Below are 19,230 nucleotides of genomic sequence, written 5' to 3' on the forward strand. Positions count from 1 at the left end.
CCGGCAATACCGGCAAAACCGGCAATAGTTGTTTCTACCTTTGACGCCCGGTGTGCCGCCGCGCATCGCCCGCCGCCCGCCTTCCCGCCCGCCGCCTGCCTCGCGCCTCGTTTCCCGGCGGGCCACCATGCCACATGGTGAAATACGCGCTTACAAAGTCCGCCGCATGGGCCATGTTGCCAGGCTTCCCGGCAATGTATCGTGCCAATAGGATGGCGCGTTGCCATTGGCTTCGCCGATCGGTTCCGACCGGCTGCCCGCGCCGCATCCCGGAGCGTCTTGTCCCGACCTGAAATCATGTCCGAATCCGTCCAATCTGGTGGTTCCCGCCCGCTCGCCGGCCCGCGCACCCGGCTTGCCCTGACTGCGCTCGCCGCCGCCTCGGCCCTTGCGGTGGCGGCTGCTGCACTGGCCCAGGTGCCGCCACCCGGCCAGCCCTACCTGGACGCGCCCATCGTCGACGCCCCGGTTGCGCAGGCCGACCCGTCCGCCCGCATCGCCACGCTTACCGCGGTCGACGGCAACCTGAGCTTCGCGCCGGCCGGCTCGGACCAGTGGGCCGCCACCGGCCTGAACCGCCCGGTCACTACCGGCGACCGGCTGTGGATGGACGCCGGCGGCCGCGCCGAGCTGCACGCCGGCAACGTTGCCATGCGCATGGGCGGCGCGACCGCGGCCAGCATCCTGAACCTGGACGACGACACCACCCAGGTCAAGCTGACGCAGGGCACGATGCAGGTGCGCGTGCGTGCGCTGCCGCAGGACCAGACCGTCGAGATCGATACCCCCAACCTGGCCTTCGTGCCGCGCGAGCCGGGCGACTACCGGCTCGACGTGGCGCCGGACGGCAGCACCACCACGGTGACGATGCGGCATGGCAGCGCCGTGGTCTACGGCGATAGCCGCTCGATCGAGCTGCAGCGCGGCGATCGCATGCGCTTTGCCGGCACCGACCTGGCCGATGCCGGCGGCGGTCCGATTGCCGAGGACAGCTTCGACCGCTGGACCGCGGCCCGCGACGCCCGCGAAGACGCGTCGCCGTCGGCGCGCTACCTGCCGCGCGAAATGCCGGGCTACGCGGCGCTGGACGACTACGGCGACTGGCAGGAAGAACCCGCCTACGGCGCGGTCTGGTTCCCGCGCGTCGTCAGCGCCGGCTGGGCACCCTACAGCGTCGGCCACTGGGCATGGATCGCGCCGTGGGGCTGGACCTGGATCGACGATGCCCCATGGGGCTTCGCCCCGTCGCACTACGGGCGCTGGGCCTTCGTGGGCACGCGCTGGGGCTGGGTGCCGGGCCCGCGGGTGCGGCCGTGCTACTCGCCGGCCGTGGTGGCCTTTGTCGGCGGTGGCGGCGGCGGGCACGGCTGGAGCAGCGTGCAAGTGGGCGGGGGCCCCGGCGTGGCGTGGTACCCGCTCGGTCCGCGCGATGCCTACCGGCCGGCGTACCGCGCCAGTCCCAGCTATGTCGCGCGCATCAACCGCGTCACCGTCAACAACATCGTGATGGGCGACCGCGGGCGGCCCGTGCCGTATGCCAACCGCAACGTGCCTGGCGCCATCACCGGCATGCCGGCGCGCAATTTCGTCGAGGGTCGCCCGGTGCGCGGCATGCACCGCGCCGAATGGCGCAACCTGCCGGCCGGCGAGGCACGCGGCGGCCCGCCGGTGGCGCCGGTCAAGAACAGCCTGGTCGGCGCCGCGCCGGTGCGGCAGCTGCCGCCGCAGGCGCGCCCGGTCTTCGAGCGCCAGGCGATCGCGGCGCACCCGCCGGGACGGCCGGCCACCGATGACCTGGCCCGACGCTTCGCCCGCGAGGGCGGTGTCGTCCCCGGGGCGGGCCCGGCATGGCGCGGCAGCCCCGAGCCACGGCCGGGACGCCCCGGGCGCCCGGGACGCGAGGCGCAGCCCATGCCGGACGTGCGCATGAGCCAGGCCGCCCTGGCCGCGCGCGAGCAGCAGCCGCGCGCCGGCCGCCCGGACCCGGCCCAGGCGCCGGACGGCTGGCGCGGCAATGGCCGTGGGCAGAGCGCGCGTCCCGACGATGGACGCGGCTTTGCCGGCCAGCCTGATGCGCAACGCCAGGCGCAGGCCATGCAGCGCGAACAGCAGCAGGCGCGCGACCTGCAGCGGCAGCAGCAGGAAGCGATGGAGCGCCGCCAGCAGGACCAGCAGCGCCAGTGGCAAGGCCAGCCTGGCCGCGAACAGCAACAGGCGCGCGAACTGCAGCGGCAGCAGCAGGAAGCGATGGAGCGCCGCCAGCAGGAGCAGCAGCGCCAGTGGCAAGGCCAGCCTGACCGCGAACAGCAGCAGGCGCGCGAACTGCAGCGGCAGCAGCAGGATGCGATGGAGCGGCGCCAGCAGGAGCAGCAGCGCGGGCAGCAACGGCAGTGGGCGGACGGGCAGGATCGCCCCGATCCGGCGCGGCAGTCGCAGGAAATGCAGCGCCAGCGCTTCGAGCAGCAACGCCAGATGCAGGAGGCGCAGCAGCGCCAGGCCCAGGACGCCCAGCAGCGCCAGATGCAGGAAGGCCGCCAGCGCCAGCAGATGGAGCAGCAACGTCAGGCCCAGGACGCGCAGCGCCAGCAGATGGAGCAGCAACGCCAGGCGCATGACGCCCAGCGCCAGCAGATGGAACAGCAGCGCCAGGCCGCCGAGCAGCAGCGCCAGCAGGTGGAGCGCCAGCGCCAGATGGCCGACCAGCAGCGGCAGGGGCAGGAGATGCAGCGCCAGCGCTTCGAGCAGCAACGTCAGATGCAGGAGGCCCAGCAGCGCCAGGCGCAGGAAGTCCAGCAGCGGCAGGCACAGGCCGCCCAGCGTCAGCAGATGGAACAGCAGCGCCAGATGCAGGAACAGCAGCGGCAGGCGCAGGAACAACAACGGCAGATGCAGGAGCAGCAACGCCAGCAGGCCATGCAGCGCCAGCAGGCTGAGCAGCAGCAGCGCGCCGCGCAGGCGCAGCAGCGGCAGGCGCAGGAGCAGCAGCGGGCAATGCAGGAGCAGCAGCGCCACCAGCAGGAACAGCAGCGGCAAATGCAGGACCGCCAGCGCCAGCAGATGGAGCAGCAGCGCCAGCAACAGCAACAGCAGCAGCGCGCCCAGCACGACCGTGGGCAGATGGAGGCACGTAACCGCGACGGTGACCGGCCCCAGTAGCGGCGATGCCCCCGATGGGCCGGCGCGCCGTGCTAGCATGAACGCCAGCCCAGCAGCGCCCCCATCGCCCCATGACGACCCTCTACGCGACACTAGGCGTGCAAGCCGACGCCACCCTTGACGAGATCAAGCTGGCGTACCGGCGCGCCGCAATGAAATGGCACCCGGACCGCAACCTCGGCCGCGAGGCCGAGGCGCACGCGGCCTTCCAGGAAATCCGCGACGCCTACGCGATCCTGTCCGACGCCGAACAGCGCCAGATCTACGACGAAGTGTTCGAGCGCGAGATGCGCCGCTGGCAGGCGGAGCAGGAAGCACACGAAGAGCAGGAACGCGCCGCGCAGCGCGAGGCCCAGCGCGCGGCGCAGGAACAGTACGAGAAGATGGTCACCATCGCCATGCGCTTTGCCGATGACGGCCACAACCGCGATGTCCTGTTTGGCGTGCTGCTCGGCCGCGATTGCGAGGCGGAGCTGGCGGCCCGCATCGCCGACAGCGTTTCGGCCTTGCAGGCATCGCGGCAGGCAAGCGCGGCTGCCGCGCAGGCGCCGGAACCCGAGGCAGCGGCGGCGTCAGGGCACGATGCCCCGGAGCGCCACAGGCGCCATCCCGGCGCCTTCGATTCGTTCTGGCACGGCCTGTTCGGCGTTCGCTCGTAGCGGCGCGCCGACCTCCGGCTGAGACGCGTCGGATCCTGTCGGTTGCCGCCAACAGAAAAAAGCCCCACAGGCGCGTGGCCTGCAGGGCTTTTCGGCGTGGATGGCCAACTCATTTGGCCAGCGCATTTGGCCAGCTCATCTGGCCACCTTACTTGGCCAGCTCCGACAGCCGCACCTGCGAGATCTTGCCGTTCTGTACCCAGCCCACCACGGTATCGGCCATCGAGCCGCCCTTGGCGTCGATGCCGTCGACTTCGTTGGGATTGACCTCCCTGGCCAGTCCCTTCACCGCGTCCGGCATCTTTGCGCGGATCGCCGCGGCATCGCTGGTGGTGCCCGCCAGCTTCATGGCGCCGGCCAGCGCATAGACCATGGTGTAGTTCAGCGACATCTCGGTGGTCGCATCGCGGCCGTCATGCAGCTTCTTGTACTTGGCATTGAACGCCTGCGCCGCCGGGCGGTTGTCGTTGACCAGCGGCAGCACGCCGATCGAGCCTTCCAGCATCGACAGCCCGTTGGTGACCTTGGCCATCTCGTCCATCTTGGCCTGGTCCATCACGATAAAGCCGCCCTTGAAACCCAGTTCGCGCGCCTGCTTGACCACAAGCGCGGTCGGCTCGGACGGTCCGCCGACGAACATCACGTCCGGCTTCTCGCTGATGGCGCGCGACACGCCGCTGTAGAAGTCGGTGGCCTTGGTGTACGACATCGGGTTGTTGGCCACCACCTTGCCGCCGGCCGATTCCCAGGCCGGCACGAAGGCCTGCACCCAGGCCTTGGCATAGTCGTGATCCGCCGGCGTCAGCGCCACGTTCTTGCCATAGCGCTTCATCTGCGCCTTGATGAACGGCTCGATATAGCCGGTATAGGCCGGGGGGATGCGGATGGTCAGCTTGTTGCCGGCATCGGTGATGCGCGGCACGCTGGAATAGGCCATCACCAGGAATTTCTCCTGCTCGTTGAAGGCCTGCAGCGCAAAGATGCCGCCCGAGTGCGGCACGAAGATTGCCGCGGTCTTGTGCTGCTGCACCAGCCGGCGGCCGTTGATGGCGGCCTCGGCGGGCGAGTACTTGTCGTCCAGCGCCACCACTTCCAGCTTGACTTTCTTGCCCTTGACTTCCAGGCCGGTGGCGTTGATTTCATCCACCGCCATCTGCACGCCCGACAGCACGTTCTTGCCATAGAGCGCGGCGCCGCCGGACAGCGGGCCGGTATAGCCGATCTTGACGACTTCCTGCGCCAGCGCGGCGCCCGAAGCCATTATTGCGGTCATGGCGGCCACGGCAGTGGCGGCCAGCGGGAAGATACGGCGCATGATGTTGCTTTGCATGGTGATGTCTCCTGGATGTACTGCGCTTGTTATGTCTGCTGTCCCTTAACGACCGCACGGTTTGCTTCCCTCTCTCGCAAGCGGGAGAGGGAGCACACAATCGGTAGTGGAGGCCTTTGGTTCCTTAACCCCCGATATACGCCTTCCGAATCCCCTCGTCCTTCAGCAACGTATCCCTGTCCCCCTCCATCACGATCTTCCCGCTCTCGATCACGTACGCGCGATGCGCGATCCCCAGCGCCGCGTACGCGTTCTGCTCGGCCAGCAGCACCGTGGTGCCGGCGCGGTTGATGCGCTGGATGATCTCGAACATCTGCTTGACCACCAGCGGCGCCAGCCCGAGCGACGGCTCGTCCAGCAGCAGTGCGCGCGGCCGGCTCATCAGCGCGCGGCCCAGCGCCACCATCTGCTGCTGCCCGCCCGACAGCGATCCCGCGGGGTCGTCCTTCTTCTGCCGCAGGATCGGGAAGAGTTCATAGACTTCCTCCAGCGTCCTGCGGATCCCCGCCCCGTCGCGCCGGTGCACATAGGCGCCCAGCACCAGGTTCTTTTCCACGCTCATCGCCGGAAAGAGCTTGCGTCCTTCCGGGCAATGCACCAGCCCCGCCTGCACGATCTGCGACGGCTTCATGCCCGACAGTTCGCGCCCGTCGAAGCGCATGCTGCCGCCGCTGATGCGGTGGATTGCGCTCATCGCCAGGAAGATCGAGCTCTTGCCGGCACCGTTGGCGCCCAGCAGCACCACCAGCTCGCCGGCGCCGGCGTGCAGCGTGATGTTGTCCAGCGCACGGAAGCTGCCGTACGACAGCGAGACGCGTTCAAGCTGCAACATGGTCGGCTCCCAGGTAGGCCTCGATGACATGCGGATCCTGCTGGATCTGTGCAGGCGTGCCTTCGGCGATCTTCTCGCCGTAGTTCAGCACCATGATCTTGTCGGCCAGCCGCATGATCATGTCCATCTTGTGTTCGATCAGGCAGACGGTCTTGCCATGGCGCACCATCTTGCGGATCAGCTCGGCCAGGCCGACGGTTTCTTCCGGATTGACGCCGCCCGCCGGCTCGTCGAGCAGCAGCAGCTCCGGGTCAGTCGCCAGCGCCAGCGCGAAGGCCACGCGCTTGCGCGCTTCCTGCGTGATATCGGCGGCGACCTCATGCGCAAGGTGCGACAGGCCGACGAAGTCCAGCGCGGCTTCGGCCTTGTCGCGGCACAGGCGTTCTTCCTCGCGCAGCCGGCGCGTGTTGAACAGCACGTCGCCCAGCCCGGCGCGCGTGCGCAGCCGGTGGCCGACGATCAGGTTGTCGAGCACCGTGGCGCGGTCGAACAGCGCGGTCGCCTGGAAGGTGCGCGCCACGCCGAGGCGCGCGATCTGGTCGGCGCGCAGGCCGGCCACGTCCTGCCCCTTGAACAGGATCTGCCCGGAGGAGGGCGCGTGCGTGCCCGCGACCAGGTTGAAGAAGGTGGTCTTGCCGGCGCCGTTGGGGCCGATGATGGCGTTGATGTGGCCCTGCTCGAAGGTCACCGACACATCGTGCACCGCGGTCAGGCCGCCGAATTTCTTGGTCAGGTTGCGGATCTCAAGCATGGTCGGCTCCGGCGCGGGTGGTCGGGACAGCGTTGTTGCCGGCAGCGGCGGGTTGCGCGGGCCGCGCGGGTACGGCGCGACGTGCGGCAGCGGCCTTGCGCGCCTGCTTCTTCAGCCAGGAACCCACGATGCCGTCCGGCACGAAGATGATCAGCAGGATCAGCACCGGCCCGAACACCAGCATGCGGTAGTCCTGCATGAACTGCAGCGACTGCGTGATCCACGGCACCAGCACCGCGCCCAGCAACGGCCCGAAGAGGGTGCCGATGCCGCCCACCAGCATCGACATCACCATGTCGAAGGTCAGGTCGGTGCGGGCGATGTCCGGACCCAGGAAGCGCACCTGGCCGGCGTACAGCGCGCCGGCAAAACCGGCGTAACCCACCGACAGTACGAACGACAGCACCTTGGTGCGCATCAGGTTGATGCCCAGCGCTTCCGCCAGCGCATCGCTGTTGCGCACGGCCATGAAGCTGCGGCCCAGCAGCGAGGTGACGATGCGGTGCATCAGGAACGTGCCCACAGCCAGGAAGAACAGCACCAGGTAGTACTGCGCCTGCACGCTGTCGAACGCGAGCGGTCCGATCGCAGCCGGCACCGGGATGCCGATCAGCCCCACGGTGCCGTGCGTCAGGCTTTCCCATTTCTCGATCACCAGGTAGATGATGTAGCCGATGCACATGGTGAAGATCGAGAAGTAATGGCCCTTCAGCCGCAGCGACACCACGCCGACGACGTAGCCCAGCACCATGCAGACCACGCCGGCCAGCACGAAGGCGAGCCAGAACGGCACCTGGTGATCGACGGTCAGGATGCCCAGCGTGTAGGCGCCGATGGCCATGAAGCCGCCGTGCGCCAGGTTGAGCTGGCCGGTGTAGCCGGTGATGAGGTTGAGTCCGAGCGTGGCGATGGCGTAGATGAAGGCCAGCGTCATCACGGTCAGGTAGTAGCTGTTGGGCGTGACCAGCGGGAACGCGATGGCCAGTGCCAGCAGCAGCATCCAGCCGGTCTTTCCTTGCAGTGCTTTCATGTCGTACTCCTCAGGCTGCCTTGCCGGCAAACAGGCCCTGCGGCCGGATCGACAGGATCACCACCAGCAGCACGAAGGCGATGATGTCCTTGTAGTCGGTGGAAACGTAGAAGCCGCCGAAGCTCTCGGCCATGCCGATGATCAGCCCGCCGACGATGGCGCCGGGAATGCTGCCCATGCCGCCCAGGATGATGATGACGAAGGCCTTGGTGATCACCAGGTTGCCCATGCTCGGGTAGACCAGGTTGATCGGCGCGTACAGCGTGGCGGCGATCGCGGCCAGTGCGCCGGAGATGGCGAAGACCAGCAGCGTGACGCGCGTCGCATCGATGCCGACCAGCGCGGCGCCGTCGCGGTTCTGCGCCATCGCCATGATGGTGGCGCCGGTCATGGTGCGCGTGAGGAACAGGTGCAGCAGCACCATCAGCGCAAACGCGGCGCCGATGATCAGCAGGCGCTGCAGCGGCGCGGTCAGGCCGAAGACGTCGACGATCTGGCCGTACGGCGTCGGCATGCGATGGAAGTCCGCGCCCCACAGCGCCTGCGCGCCGGCCTCCAGGAACAGCAGGATGCCGATGGCCGCGATCATGTCGTGCAGCTCGGGCGAGTTGCGCAGCGGATGGAACACCAGCCGGTCGGCCAGCATCGACAGCACCGCCACCACCAGCGCGGCGCCGACCATCGCCAGCCAGTAGTTCATGCCCAGCGCCGTCATCAGGTAGTACGACACATAGGCGCCGGCCATGTAGAACGCGCCGTGCGCGAAATTGGGCACGTGCAGGATGCCGTAGACCAGCGTCAGGCCAAGCGCCACCAGGCTGTAGACGCCGCCCAGCGTCAGGCCGTTGAGTATCTGTTGAAGGAACAATGCCACGGGGTTACCTCATGCGGTTCGCGAATCGGAAATCCAGGCACGCGCTGGCAAGACGCCGCGCGTGATCCCTCGCGGCAGCGCCGGGCGCTGCCGCGCAAGAATTCGGGGCGTATGGGGATCAGGTGCGCGGAGTGCGGGCCTGACAGCGGGCGCCGGCGCCTGGCTGGCGTGTGCCGGCCGGCGTGGCGGGGATCGCGCCGTGACGGTCACGGGGCGGATGCGCGGACGCGGGGTGCGGATACTGCATGGGCTGTCTCCTGTGCGATGCGGCAACGTGGCCGCCCGGCTTGCCGGGCACCGCTGTGCCATCGGCGGCAGCGAAAGCCCGGTGACGAGGTGTCGGGATTATTCCCGCACGATCGTTCGTTTTCACCGACTTTTGCACAGGCTTCGCGGCATCGTCAAGGAAACCGGCTGACAATTCCGCACAGCGAAATAGCGACAGCGAAACCCTCGGGAAAGCCCCAATCGGTACGGCGCCGGAAGCGTCGTACCGATTGCGGAGGCAGGCAGGATGGGGAATGCGAGCGGGCGACGGTGGCCGCTTACTCCAGGCGGAACCCGGTCTGCTTGATCGCCAGCGCCCACTTCTTCTGCTCGGCCGCCATGAAGGACGCGAACTGGTCCGGCGTGCCCGGCGCGGCCGGGTCATAGCCCTTGCTGGCCAGTTGCTGGCGCACGCCGGGGGCGTTGAGCGCCTTGTCGATTTCCTTGCCGAGCAGCGCGACGATTTCCTTGGGCGTGCCGGCAGGGGCCACCAGGCCATACCATTCGCTGGCCTCGATGCCGGGGAAGCCGGACTCCGCCATGGTCGGCACGTCAGGGAACAGCGGCAGGCGCTGCTTGCTTGCCACGGCAATGGCCTTGAGCTGGCCGCCCTTGACGAATGGCATCACCGCCGGCACGCCGTGGAACATCATGTGGATATGCCCGCCCACCATGTCGGTCAGCGCCTGCGGGCCACCCTTGTAGGGAGCGTGCACGACGTTGATCTGGGCGTTTTCCTTGAACACTTCGCTGACCACGTTCTGCTGCGTGCCCGGCCCGACCGAAGCATAGCTCAGCTTGCCGGGCTCGGCCCTGGCGCGCGCCACCAGTTCCTTGACGGAACCGGCCACCGACGGGTTGACCACCAGCATGTAGGGCGAGCTCGCCATCAGGCCCAGCGGCGCGAAGTCCTTGCCCAGGTCGAACGGCAGGTTCTTGTGCAGGCTGGCATTGATCGCCATCGGCGCGCTGGCGACCAGCAGCGTGTAGCCGTCGGGTGCCGCCTTCGCGCCCATGCCGGCGCCGATATTGCCGGTGGCGCCGGGGCGGTTGTCGACGATCACCTGCTGGCCCAGGCTGGCGCTCATCTTCTCGGCCACCGTGCGCGTGACGGCGTCGACACCGCCGCCCGCGGGCCAGGGCACGATGATGCGGATCGGGCGGTTGGGATATCCGCCCTGCGCTAGCGCACCGGTGGCGCAGGCGGCAAATGGGGCGCCAAATGAGGTGGCAAGCGCGATCGCACCCAGGGCGCGGCCAAAGCGGTTCAGTACGGTCTTCATCATCTCTGTCTCCTCGCTGTCTCTGTGGCGGGACCCGCGGCAGCAGCGGCGGCCGGGACCCGTTCGTTGTCTTCAGTCTGTGGTGGATGCTGTTTGAGCTTGCCTATGCCGCCGCGCTGGTCCGCGCCGGAACCTGCGTGCCGCCCGCGTGCCACTGCGCCATCAACCGCTCCCAGCGGATGCGGGTGGCGGCCAGGTTGCGCGCCTTGACGTGGCCGTAGCCGCGGATCTCCTGCGGCAGCCGCGCGATCTCCAGTGCCAGTTCGAGGTTGTGCGCGGAAAGTGCCGGCAGCAAGGCTTCGATGCTGCGGCGGTACTCGCCAATTAGCGCGCGTTCCTGCCTGCGTTCCTGCGTGTAGCCGAAGGGATCGAACGGCGTGCCGCGCAGGCCCTTGAGGCGGGCCAGCACGCCGAAGGCGTTGCGCATCCATGGGCCGTAAGCCCCCTTGACCGGCTCGCCGTCCTGGTTCCTGCGCGCCAGCAGCGGCGGCGCGAGGTGGTGCACCAGGCGGACCTTGCCTTCGAACATCGACGCGATCTGCTCGCGGAAGGCGGCGCCGGTGTGCAGGCGCGCCACCTCATATTCGTCTTTATAGGCCATCAGCTTGAACAGCGAGCGGGCCACGGCTTCGCTGAGGCGGGTGCCGCCGACGACCGATTCCGCTGCGCTGACGCGACTGATGAACGACTCGTATTGCGCCGCATAGGCCCGGTTCTGGTAGCCGGCCAGGAACCCGGCGTATTTGCCCGCCAGTTCCGCCAGCGGCACCTTGCGCACGAACTGGATCACCTGCGAGCCGTCCGGCTGCGACGGCAGGTACGACTGCAGAGCAGGCATATCGTGCGCGCCCAGGCGCCCCCATTCGAACGCCGCCTTGTTGCTTTCCACCTGCACGCCGTTGAGCTCGATGGCCCGCATCAGCGCCGCGTGCGACAGCGGCACCTTGCCCTGCTGCCAGGCATAGCCGAGCAGCAGCAGGTTGGCGAAGATCGACTGGCCCAGCAGCTGCTTCGCGACCTGCTCGGCGTCGAAGCTGGCCAGTTGCCCTTCGCCGACGGCGCGCGCGATACGCGCCACCGCCTCGCCGGCCTGCGGATCCCAGTCGGGGTTGCGCACGAATGCCGCGGTGGGGGTCAGGTGGCTGTTCAGCACCACATAGGTCCGTGCCGACATCGCCGCCAGCGACGCCTTGCCGGCCGCGACCACGGTGTCGCAGGCGATCACCAGGTCGGCCATGCCCAGGTCGACGCGGCTGGCGTGCAGCGCGTCGGGGCTGGCGGCGATCTGGATATGGCTCCAGGTGGCGCCGCCCATCTGCGCCATGCCGGTCGCGTCCTGCGTGATCACGCCCTTGCCTTCCAGGTGCGCAGCCATGCCGAGCACGCCGCCGATGGTGACGATGCCGGTGCCGCCGATGCCGGCCACCACGATGCGCTGCGGCTTGCCGGCATCCGGCAGCGCGGGCATCGGGATCGCCGGCGGCGTGGCCTTGCCGCCGGCCGGCTTCGCGGGCTTCTTCAGCTGGCCGCCTTCGACCGTGACAAAGCTCGGGCAGAAGCCCTTGGTGCAGGAGAAGTCCTTGTTGCAGGTGTCCTGGTTGACCTTGCGCTTGCGCCCGAAATCGGTTTCCACCGGCTGCACGGCCAGGCAGTTGCTCTGCACCGAGCAGTCGCCGCAGCCTTCGCACACCAGCTCGTTGATGACCACGCGCCGGGCCGGATCGGCCATGGTGCCGCGCTTGCGCTCGCGGCGCTTCTTGGTGGCGCAGGCCTGGTCGTAGATGATCACGGTCACGCCGGCGACCTCGCGCAGCTCGCGCTGCACGGTGTCCAGCTCGTCGCGGTGGCGCACGGTGACGCCCGCCGCGAGGTTGCCGACACCCTTGTACTTGCCCGGCTCGTCCGTCACCACCACGATCTGGCGCGCGCCCTCGGCGGCCAGTTCGCGCGTCATTGCCGGCACGTCGAGCTGGCCGTCGACCGGCTGGCCGCCGGTCATGGCCACCGCGCTGTTGAACAGGATCTTGTAGGTCAGGTTCACACCGGCGTGGATCGACTGGCGCACCGCCAGCAGGCCAGAGTGGTTGTAGGTGCCATCGCCCAGGTTGGCGAACATGTGCGCGCGCTTGCTGAAGGGCGCCTGGCCCATCCAGTGCACGCCTTCGCCGCCCATCTGCGACCACGAGGTGGTGGACCGGTCCATCCACACCACCATGCCGTGGCAGCCGATGCCGGCGGTCGCCACCGAGCCCTCCGGCACGCGCGTGCTGGTGTTGTGCGGGCAGCCGGGGCAGAACCAGGGCAGGCGGTCGGTGGCGCGGCTGTCGCCCTGCGCGGTGGCGCGTTCGGCGGCGGCGATCTCCTGCAGGCGCTGGTCCATGCGCGCGGCCATGTCGGCCGGCACGCCCAGTGCCTTCAGCCGCAGCGCGATGGCCTTGGCCACCAGCGCCGGCGACAGGTCGGCCTTGGCGCGCAGCAGCCAGTCTTCGGCGGGCTTGCGGTGGCTCCACTCGCCGCCATTGCCGTCGCTGTGGTGGTACTTGCCGAACACGGCGGGGCGCGCCGCGGGCGGGTAGTGGTAGAGCTCGTCCTTGAGCTGCTGCTCGATCACAGGCCGTTTTTCCTCGACCACCAGCACCTCGCGCAGGCCGCGCGCGAAGTCGCGCACGCTGTCCGGCTCCAGTGGCCACACCACGCTGACCTTGTGCAGGCGGATGCCGAGGGCGCGGCAGGCGGCATCGTCCAGCCCCAGGTCCAGCAGCGCCTGGCGTGTGTCGCTGTAGGCCTTGCCGCTGGCAATGATGCCCAGCCGGTCATCGGGACCCTCGATCACATTGCGGTTGAGGCGGTTGGCGCGCACGTAGGCCAGCGCCGCCGGCCACTTGAACTCCATCATGCGCGCCTCGGCCGCGAGCGGGTCGTCGGGCCAGCGGATATGCAGGCCGCCGGCGGGCTGCGTGAAATCCTCCGGCAGCACGATGCGCACGCGGTCGGCGTCGGTGACCACCGAGGCGCCCGATTCCACCACTTCCTGCACCGTCTTCATGCCCGACCACAGCCCGCTGAAGCGGCTCATCGCAAAGGCATGCACGCCCAGGTCGAGGATGTCCTGCACGTTCGCCGGGAAGAACACCGGCAGCCCGCACGCCATGAAGGTGTGGTCGCTCTGGTGCGCCAGCGTGCTGCTCTTGGACACGTGGTCGTCGCCAGCCAGCGCGATCACGCCGCCCAGCGGCGCGGTGCCGGCCAGGTTGGCGTGCTTGAGCGCGTCGCCGCTGCGGTCCACGCCGGGACCCTTGCCGTACCAGATGCCGAACACGCCATCGAACTTCCTGCTGGCGGCATCGAACTCCAGTTGCTGCGAGCCCCACACCGCCGTGACGCCGAGTTCTTCATTGACGCCGGGCTTGAACACCACGTTGCTGGCGGCCAGGTGCGCGCGCGCCTGCCACAGCGCCTGGTCATAGGTGCCCAGCGGCGAGCCGCGATAGCCGGAGATAAAGCCGGCGGTGTTGTGGCCGGCCGCGGCATCGCGCCGGCGCTGCAGCAGCGGCAGGCGCACCAGCGCCTGTACGCCGCTCATATAGGCACGGCCGGACTCCAGCGCGTACTTGTCATCGATCGACACAGCGGCCAGGGCCTGGCGGGCCGCATCGGGGGGCATGGGGGCATTCATAGTGGCGGTTTTTCAGGCAAGCAGGGTTGAAGGGGGGCCAGCCGGTGTGCGCATGGCACCCGGATCTTCGGCAAGACGGAAAAGAAAACCGGTTACCCGGGCAGGGGGATGCCCAGCGCCTGGCCGAGCGTGTCCAGCTCCCGCGCTAAGGCATCGGGCAAGGCAATGCCGTGCTGGCGCCCTTCGCGCTCGAGCAGGTCGCCGCGATGGCCGGGTAGGCGCGCGTCGGCACCGCCGGCGGCAAGGTAGTTGCCGGTCCATTGCGCCATGTAGTCGGCAAAGAGCTGCTGGCCGGCGAAGGCCTCGGGTTTGACCAGCCAGACAAAGCCGCCCTGGCGGCCGACCGCGCCGGCACCGGAGACGGTATTGCGCTCCGGCGACAGCGAGTCGGCGGTGGCGGCCATGGCGCCGGCCAGGCATTCCACCATCATGGCGATGCCGATGCCCTTGTGCCCGCCCATGGGCAGCAGCGAGCCCTCCAGCGCGCGCCTGGCATCGGTGGTGGGCTGGCCGTCGGCATCGAGCGCCCAGCCTTCCGGGATGGGTTTGCCTGCGCGCGCGGCCAGCAGGATATGGCCGCGCGCGGCGACGCTGCAGGCCACGTCGAACACGATCGGCGCCGCGCCCGGCAGCGGGCAGCCGAAAGCGATGGGGTTGTGGCCCAGCGCCGGGCGGGCAAAGCCTTCCATGCCCAGCATCGGCGGAGTGCGCTGGCCGACCATGCAGAAGGCGCCGGTCTCGGCGGCCTGCAGGGCCGGCAGGCCCAGCGCGCCCAGGTGGCCGCACGACTGCACCGCGACCAGCACGCTGGCGCTGTGCTCGAGCGCCTGCAGGCCCAGCCGCACCGCGTGCGGCGCCGCAACCTGGCCCATGGCGCCATCGGCATCGAGCACGATCCCGCCCGGGAAGGCGCGATGCGACATCCGCGGACGCGGGTTGAAGTCGCCCGCGCGCAGGCGCTCGACGTAGGACGGCACCCGGGTCAGGCCATGGGTCCTGTAGCCGCGCAGCTCGCTGCGCACCAGCCCGGCGGCGGCCTCGTGCGCATGGCCGGACGCCACGCCGCACGCTTCGAAGATGGCCGCGGTCCAGTGCGTGAGCTGGTCTGCAGTGCGACGGATGGTACGGCTCGTCATGTTGACTTCTCCCTGACAATCATCAGGCGCTCCGAGAACGGGGCGGCATAGACCGACTGGTAGTAGAGCGGCTGGTCGCGCAGCGTGTAGCCGCGCAGCTCCATGATGAAGGCCGGCGCGTCGGGTTCCAGCCCGATCTCGCGCGCCGCCGTGGCGGGGGCCGGCCCGAAGCGGATCCACTGGTCCACGCGCAGCGTCGGCAGCGACAGGCGCTGGCCGATCAGCTCGCGCAGGTTCTTCTCCAGCGCCTCGCGGTCCAGGCCGCCGAGCTGGGCGAAGTCTTCGTCGCGCATCCAGAACTCGCTGTACAGGTCCAGGCGCCCGCCCACGCTGATGACGCGCTCGATGCGCACGCAGCCATCGCCGCCGAGGAATTCCGACCAGGGACCCTGGCGCTTGACGCGCTTGACCGAGCGGGCGTGCACATAGGACGGCAGCTCGTTGCCCTGCTCGTCGCGAAAGCGCAGGTAGCGCACGTCGGCCGGCGCCACCCGGGTGCCCGAGACAAAGGTGCCGCGGCCCTGCTCGCGCGTGATCAGCCCCGAGTGCGTCAGCCGCGCCAGCGCCTTCTGCACCGTGCCCACGCTGACCCCGTGGAAGGTGGCCAGCTCGCCCTCGGAGGGCAGCCGGTCGCCTTCGCGCAGGGCGCCGGACTCGATGGAGCGGATGATGGCGTCGGAGACGCTGCTAAGTTTGGTCATGGTCGTTCAAAGGCTCAGGGCGAATCGACTGATCGCGGTCTCCCGGATATCGAGCACCTCGCTGGTCAGCCGCGTGCCGGATGCGACATCGATCGCATAGCCGTACAGCTGCTCGCCGAGGTCAGGGATCTTGTCCCCGTGCTGCAGGACGCCGCTGACGTCGAAGTCAATGTTGTCGGCCATGGTGTGCAGGGTATTGACGTTGCCGCACACCTTGACCGTCGGTGCCACCATGCTGCCGATCGGATTGCCCACCCCCGTGCCGAAGAAGGTCAGCTGGCATCCGCCGGCAGCCAGCGCAGTGAGATTTTCCACTGCCGCGGCCGGTGCGTCCATGAAATGCAAGCCCTTCTTCTGCGGTGCCTCGCCGTAGCGCAGCACGCCCACCAGCGGGCTGGTGCCGGCCTTGGCCATCGCGCCCAGCGCCTTTTCCTCGACCGTGGTCAGGCCGCCGCGCTTGTTGTCGGGCGAGGGCTGGTCCTCGCGCATGTCCACGCCGCGCGAGATCGCCAGGTTTTCCATGTTGCGCACCGCGGTGACGAAGGCCTCGCGCACGCGGCCATCGGTGGCGCGCTCGGCAAACAGGTGCTCGGCGCCGATGAACTCGGAGGTCTCGGAGATGATCACGGTGCCGCCCTCCGCCACGACCATGTCCGCCATGCGGCCGATCACGGGATTGCAGCTGAGCCCGGAGGTGGTGTCCGAGCCGCCGCACTCCACGCCGATCACCAGGGACGACACCGGGCACGGCACGCGCCGCGCCCTCGACGCCGCCAGCGACAGCCGCGCGGCCTTGCGCGTGCCGTCGGCAATGCATGCGACCGTGCCGTCGGGCTGCAGGTGCACGCGTTCGACCGGCTTGCCGGTGCTGCGGATGCGGCGCGCCACTTCCTCGGTCGACGACTCTTCCAGGCCGACCAGCAGCACTGCCGCGATATTCGGATTGCGGCCCAGCCCGGCGAGCGACTCGAAGGCGAAGTCCAGGTCGGCGCCGAACTGCCCGCGCACGAACAGCGTCGTCACCGGGATGCAGCCGCCCACGGTGCGCGCGATGGTCCGGGTCACCGGGTTGCAGTTGTCCATCACGGAAACCACCGCGACCCAGTTGCGCACGCCGACCGCGCCGTTCTCGCGCGGGTATCCGAGGAAGGTTGTTGTCATCTGCTTTACCCCTTGTGCAGGTCGCCGCGGGCACGCGCCGACTCGATGTTGTGGACATGCATGTGTTCGCCGGCGCGCACCGCGCGGCTGGCGCGGCCGATGACCTGGCCGTATTTCACGATGGTGGCGCCCGCCGCCGTGTCGGCAATGCAGATCTTGTGGCCGAACGGCACGTCCTGCAGCAGCACCAGCGTGCCGGCGCGCTCGCCTTCCAGCACGCAGGCCTCGCCGGCATTGCCGGTGCCCAGCAGGGTGGCCACGTTGTCGGCCGGGTTCAGTACGATGGCTCGCGGCATTTGATCAACTCCTGTATAGGTGTTGAGGCCAACTGTAGGGAACCGGCCGGCGTATGGTCAAGAAAAATTGCGGGTTCTACGAGGAAACCACTACTCTATCCATGGAAGTCCTATATAGAAGTTTGTTGACACCGGCATCTCTGCTGTCTATCGTCATGACAACGGCGGCGGTGTCGGCGCCGGTTTATCGACACCGCGAACCCACTGGAGAAGACAGGCATGAAGGTTCGGTCACACCAGGAGAAGATCGGGCGGCTGCAGGCGCTGCGTGCGCGGCTCGATCCGCAGCAGGATTTCGGCCTCTGGTTCTGGGCAGGCATGACCGCGGGCACCCATGCCGTGAACGCGGCGCTGCACCACGCGGGCGTCACGCAGGACGACGACAGGTTTCCCACGCAGCCAGGCGTCTACCTGGTGCCGCAGCCCGATGGCAGCCTCAGGCCGGCGTTCGGTCCGCTGGGCGACGTGCTCCATGTGGGCCGGCCGAAGGTCGAGGCACCGGTGCCTGCCGACATCGCGGCGATGATGGCGGCGATGGAGGAGATCGAGCATTACCGCGATCCCTGCCTGCGCGAGGGCCTTGAACCCACCCCGGCCATTGCCGAAGTCTGCGATGCGGCGCTGCGCCGCTGCCTGGCGCTGCTGGCGGCGCGACTGGAAGGAGCAAGGGATGGATATTGAACGCCACATGGCGATGGCGCGCGGCATCGAGGCATCGCTGCAGAAGTGCACCAGCGCCGACTACGAGATGCTGATCGAAGGCGCGATGCTGGCCGGCACGCACTGGCTCAACGCGCTGCTGCACAAGCTCGGCACCACGCCGCCGCAGGCGGACGTGTTCCACAGCTACCTGCTGACCGTCAATGAATTCCGCCGGCTGGCGGTGGCGGCGGAACGGCCGCTGCATGCGCTGGCCGCGATCGAGGACAGCCGCGTGCCGTTCGTGCGCGGCAACCACCCCGGCGGTGAAGCAGCCGCCGAGCGCGCACTGGAACTGCTGTCGCTGATCAGGGCGACGGCGCTTGGTAGCACATAAGGCAGTGCATAGGGCAGCACAGGGATCAATCGGGAAAGGAGACAACAGTGAAGGCAGTCCGCGTAGTGCCGGGCCCGGAGGGCGGCAAGGTCGAAGTGCAGGATATCCCGGTGCCGGTGGCGGCGGCGGGGCAGGTGCTGGTCAGGGTGCGCGCCGCCGGCCTGAACCGGGGCGAGATCAACCAGGCGAAGGAATTGCGCTCGGGCAATACCATCACCGCCGGCGTCGAGTTTGCCGGCGAGGTGGCCGACGTTGGCGCGGGCGTCAGCGGCTGGCGCAAGGGCGACCGCGTGATGGGTCATGGCCGCGGCTGCCAGGCCGAGTACGTGGTGGCCGAGCCGCTGGCGCTGATGCCGGTGCCGGACGGGCTGTCGTGGATCGATGCCGCGGCGTTTCCCAATGTCTTTATCACCGCGCATGATGCGCTGGTCACCAACGGCCGGCTGGTGGCGGGCGAATCGGTGCTGGTCAACGGCGCCTCGGGTGGCGTGGCGATGGCGGCGATCCAGATCGCCTCGCTGATGGGCGCGCGCCCCGTGATCGCGTCGTCGCGCTCGGCGGCCAAGCTCGACAAGATCAGCCAGTTCGGCGTGGACGTGGGCATCGATGCCTCGCGCGACGACCAGGTCGCGGCGGTCATGGCGGCCACCGGCGACAAGGGTGTCGACATCATCATCGACACGGTCGGCGGCCCGCTGTTCGAAGCCAATATGCAAAGCCTGGCGGTCAAGGGCCGGCTGGTGAACATCGCGCGGCTGGGTTCCGCGACCGCGCAGATCGACCTGACGCAGCTCTGGCTCAAGCGCCTGCAGCTGATCGGCGTGACCTTCCGCACCCGCACCGAACAGGAGCGGCTGGAATGCATCCAGGCCTGCGCGCGCGACATGCTGCCGTTCCTGCGCGCGGGGCGTGTGCGGCTGCCAATCGATCGCACCTTTGCCATGACCGATATAGCCGCCGCGCATGCCTACATGAAGCAAGAGCAGCACGTGGGCAAGATTGTGCTGCTTGCAGACTGATTCCACAGAAAAGACGAGGAGAC

16 protein-coding genes are annotated in these 19,230 nt (G+C 68.8%); 5 read left to right on the forward strand and 11 right to left on the reverse strand.

What is annotated here, in order from left to right:
• The first annotated feature begins 297 nt into the window (after window positions 1-297).
• Window positions 298-3,156: a DUF6600 domain-containing protein gene (locus tag ACAD63_RS23945; RefSeq protein WP_434034445.1), complete on the forward strand. Its 2,859-nt coding sequence runs from the start codon at window positions 298-300 to the stop codon at window positions 3,154-3,156.
• A gap of 71 nt (window positions 3,157-3,227) precedes the next feature.
• Entirely contained in the window at window positions 3,228-3,815 is a 588-nt protein-coding gene (locus ACAD63_RS23950; protein ID WP_133095788.1) for a J domain-containing protein, read from the forward strand.
• A gap of 148 nt (window positions 3,816-3,963) precedes the next feature.
• Here the strand turns inward: ACAD63_RS23950 and ACAD63_RS23955 are convergent, their stop codons facing one another.
• The 11 genes from ACAD63_RS23955 to ACAD63_RS24005 all read right to left on the reverse strand — a co-directional run bounded on the left by ACAD63_RS23955 (window position 3,964) and on the right by ACAD63_RS24005 (window position 17,152).
• Window positions 3,964-5,145, reverse strand: a complete 1,182-nt coding sequence (locus ACAD63_RS23955; protein ID WP_434034446.1) for an ABC transporter substrate-binding protein — start codon at window positions 5,143-5,145, stop codon at window positions 3,964-3,966.
• A gap of 124 nt (window positions 5,146-5,269) precedes the next feature.
• On the reverse strand, window positions 5,270-5,977 hold the full coding sequence (locus tag ACAD63_RS23960; RefSeq protein WP_135703102.1) for an ABC transporter ATP-binding protein: 708 nt from the start codon (window positions 5,975-5,977) through the stop codon (window positions 5,270-5,272).
• Window positions 5,964-6,728, reverse strand: a complete 765-nt coding sequence (locus ACAD63_RS23965; protein ID WP_133095785.1) for an ABC transporter ATP-binding protein — start codon at window positions 6,726-6,728, stop codon at window positions 5,964-5,966. Before ACAD63_RS23965 ends, ACAD63_RS23960 begins: the two co-directional genes overlap by 14 nt.
• Window positions 6,721-7,758 (reverse strand): branched-chain amino acid ABC transporter permease, encoded by a 1,038-nt coding sequence (locus ACAD63_RS23970; RefSeq protein WP_434034447.1) that lies wholly within the window; start codon window positions 7,756-7,758, stop codon window positions 6,721-6,723. The genes ACAD63_RS23965 and ACAD63_RS23970 overlap by 8 nt, the downstream gene beginning before the upstream one ends.
• Before the next feature lie 10 nt (window positions 7,759-7,768).
• Complete coding sequence (locus ACAD63_RS23975; RefSeq protein ID WP_133095783.1) at window positions 7,769-8,632, reverse strand: branched-chain amino acid ABC transporter permease; 864 nt, start codon at window positions 8,630-8,632, stop codon at window positions 7,769-7,771.
• A gap of 545 nt (window positions 8,633-9,177) precedes the next feature.
• The gene (locus ACAD63_RS23980) at window positions 9,178-10,182 is read right to left on the reverse strand and encodes a tripartite tricarboxylate transporter substrate binding protein (RefSeq protein ID WP_135703966.1); all 1,005 of its coding nucleotides are present in this window, start codon (window positions 10,180-10,182) and stop codon (window positions 9,178-9,180) included.
• A gap of 103 nt (window positions 10,183-10,285) precedes the next feature.
• Window positions 10,286-13,858 carry an indolepyruvate ferredoxin oxidoreductase family protein gene (locus tag ACAD63_RS23985; protein WP_434034448.1) on the reverse strand — a complete coding sequence of 1,191 codons (3,573 nt, stop codon included), beginning with the start codon at window positions 13,856-13,858 and terminating at the stop codon, window positions 10,286-10,288.
• A 92-nt stretch (window positions 13,859-13,950) separates the two neighbouring features.
• Window positions 13,951-14,994 carry an Ldh family oxidoreductase gene (locus ACAD63_RS23990; protein ID WP_135703098.1) on the reverse strand — a complete coding sequence of 348 codons (1,044 nt, stop codon included), beginning with the start codon at window positions 14,992-14,994 and terminating at the stop codon, window positions 13,951-13,953.
• Window positions 14,991-15,695: a GntR family transcriptional regulator gene (locus ACAD63_RS23995; protein WP_133095780.1), complete on the reverse strand. Its 705-nt coding sequence runs from the start codon at window positions 15,693-15,695 to the stop codon at window positions 14,991-14,993. The genes ACAD63_RS23990 and ACAD63_RS23995 overlap by 4 nt, the downstream gene beginning before the upstream one ends.
• A gap of 6 nt (window positions 15,696-15,701) precedes the next feature.
• Complete coding sequence (locus tag ACAD63_RS24000) at window positions 15,702-16,856, reverse strand: UxaA family hydrolase (RefSeq protein WP_135703097.1); 1,155 nt, start codon at window positions 16,854-16,856, stop codon at window positions 15,702-15,704.
• A 5-nt stretch (window positions 16,857-16,861) separates the two neighbouring features.
• On the reverse strand, window positions 16,862-17,152 hold the full coding sequence (locus ACAD63_RS24005) for a UxaA family hydrolase (RefSeq protein ID WP_133095778.1): 291 nt from the start codon (window positions 17,150-17,152) through the stop codon (window positions 16,862-16,864).
• A gap of 219 nt (window positions 17,153-17,371) precedes the next feature.
• Here ACAD63_RS24005 and ACAD63_RS24010 point away from each other — a divergent pair, with 219 nt between their 5' ends.
• Genes ACAD63_RS24010 through ACAD63_RS24020 form a run of 3 tightly spaced genes read left to right on the forward strand, consistent with a single transcriptional unit; the run spans window position 17,372 to window position 19,207 of the window.
• On the forward strand, window positions 17,372-17,833 hold the full coding sequence (locus ACAD63_RS24010) for a hypothetical protein (protein WP_133095777.1): 462 nt from the start codon (window positions 17,372-17,374) through the stop codon (window positions 17,831-17,833).
• Window positions 17,823-18,188, forward strand: a complete 366-nt coding sequence (locus ACAD63_RS24015; RefSeq protein ID WP_133095776.1) for a hypothetical protein — start codon at window positions 17,823-17,825, stop codon at window positions 18,186-18,188. The genes ACAD63_RS24010 and ACAD63_RS24015 overlap by 11 nt, the downstream gene beginning before the upstream one ends.
• 47 nt (window positions 18,189-18,235) lie before the next feature.
• Window positions 18,236-19,207 carry a zinc-binding dehydrogenase gene (locus tag ACAD63_RS24020; RefSeq protein WP_135703095.1) on the forward strand — a complete coding sequence of 324 codons (972 nt, stop codon included), beginning with the start codon at window positions 18,236-18,238 and terminating at the stop codon, window positions 19,205-19,207.
• The last annotated feature ends 23 nt before the right edge of the window (window positions 19,208-19,230 follow it).

Origin of the sequence: Cupriavidus sp. a3 (assembly GCF_051015765.1) — a bacterium.
Classification (GTDB): Bacteria; Pseudomonadota; Gammaproteobacteria; order Burkholderiales; family Burkholderiaceae; genus Cupriavidus; species Cupriavidus oxalaticus_A.

Excerpts from the sequence above, each read along its gene's own strand:
- ACAD63_RS23945 (WP_434034445.1), top strand. The coding sequence starts at position 298 with ATGTCCGAATCCGTCCAATCTGGTGGTTCCCGCCCGCTCGCCGGCCCG.
- ACAD63_RS23950 (WP_133095788.1), top strand. The coding sequence starts at position 3,228 with ATGACGACCCTCTACGCGACACTAGGCGTGCAAGCCGACGCCACCCTT.
- ACAD63_RS23955 (WP_434034446.1), bottom strand. The coding sequence starts at position 5,145 with ATGCAAAGCAACATCATGCGCCGTATCTTCCCGCTGGCCGCCACTGCC.
- ACAD63_RS23960 (WP_135703102.1), bottom strand. The coding sequence starts at position 5,977 with ATGTTGCAGCTTGAACGCGTCTCGCTGTCGTACGGCAGCTTCCGTGCG.
- ACAD63_RS23965 (WP_133095785.1), bottom strand. The coding sequence starts at position 6,728 with ATGCTTGAGATCCGCAACCTGACCAAGAAATTCGGCGGCCTGACCGCG.
- ACAD63_RS23970 (WP_434034447.1), bottom strand. The coding sequence starts at position 7,758 with ATGAAAGCACTGCAAGGAAAGACCGGCTGGATGCTGCTGCTGGCACTG.
- ACAD63_RS23980 (WP_135703966.1), bottom strand. The coding sequence starts at position 10,182 with ATGAAGACCGTACTGAACCGCTTTGGCCGCGCCCTGGGTGCGATCGCG.
- ACAD63_RS23985 (WP_434034448.1), bottom strand. The coding sequence starts at position 13,858 with ATGAATGCCCCCATGCCCCCCGATGCGGCCCGCCAGGCCCTGGCCGCT.
- ACAD63_RS23990 (WP_135703098.1), bottom strand. The coding sequence starts at position 14,994 with ATGACGAGCCGTACCATCCGTCGCACTGCAGACCAGCTCACGCACTGG.
- ACAD63_RS23995 (WP_133095780.1), bottom strand. The coding sequence starts at position 15,695 with ATGACCAAACTTAGCAGCGTCTCCGACGCCATCATCCGCTCCATCGAG.
- ACAD63_RS24000 (WP_135703097.1), bottom strand. The coding sequence starts at position 16,856 with ATGACAACAACCTTCCTCGGATACCCGCGCGAGAACGGCGCGGTCGGC.
- ACAD63_RS24005 (WP_133095778.1), bottom strand. The coding sequence starts at position 17,152 with ATGCCGCGAGCCATCGTACTGAACCCGGCCGACAACGTGGCCACCCTG.
- ACAD63_RS24010 (WP_133095777.1), top strand. The coding sequence starts at position 17,372 with ATGAAGGTTCGGTCACACCAGGAGAAGATCGGGCGGCTGCAGGCGCTG.
- ACAD63_RS24015 (WP_133095776.1), top strand. The coding sequence starts at position 17,823 with ATGGATATTGAACGCCACATGGCGATGGCGCGCGGCATCGAGGCATCG.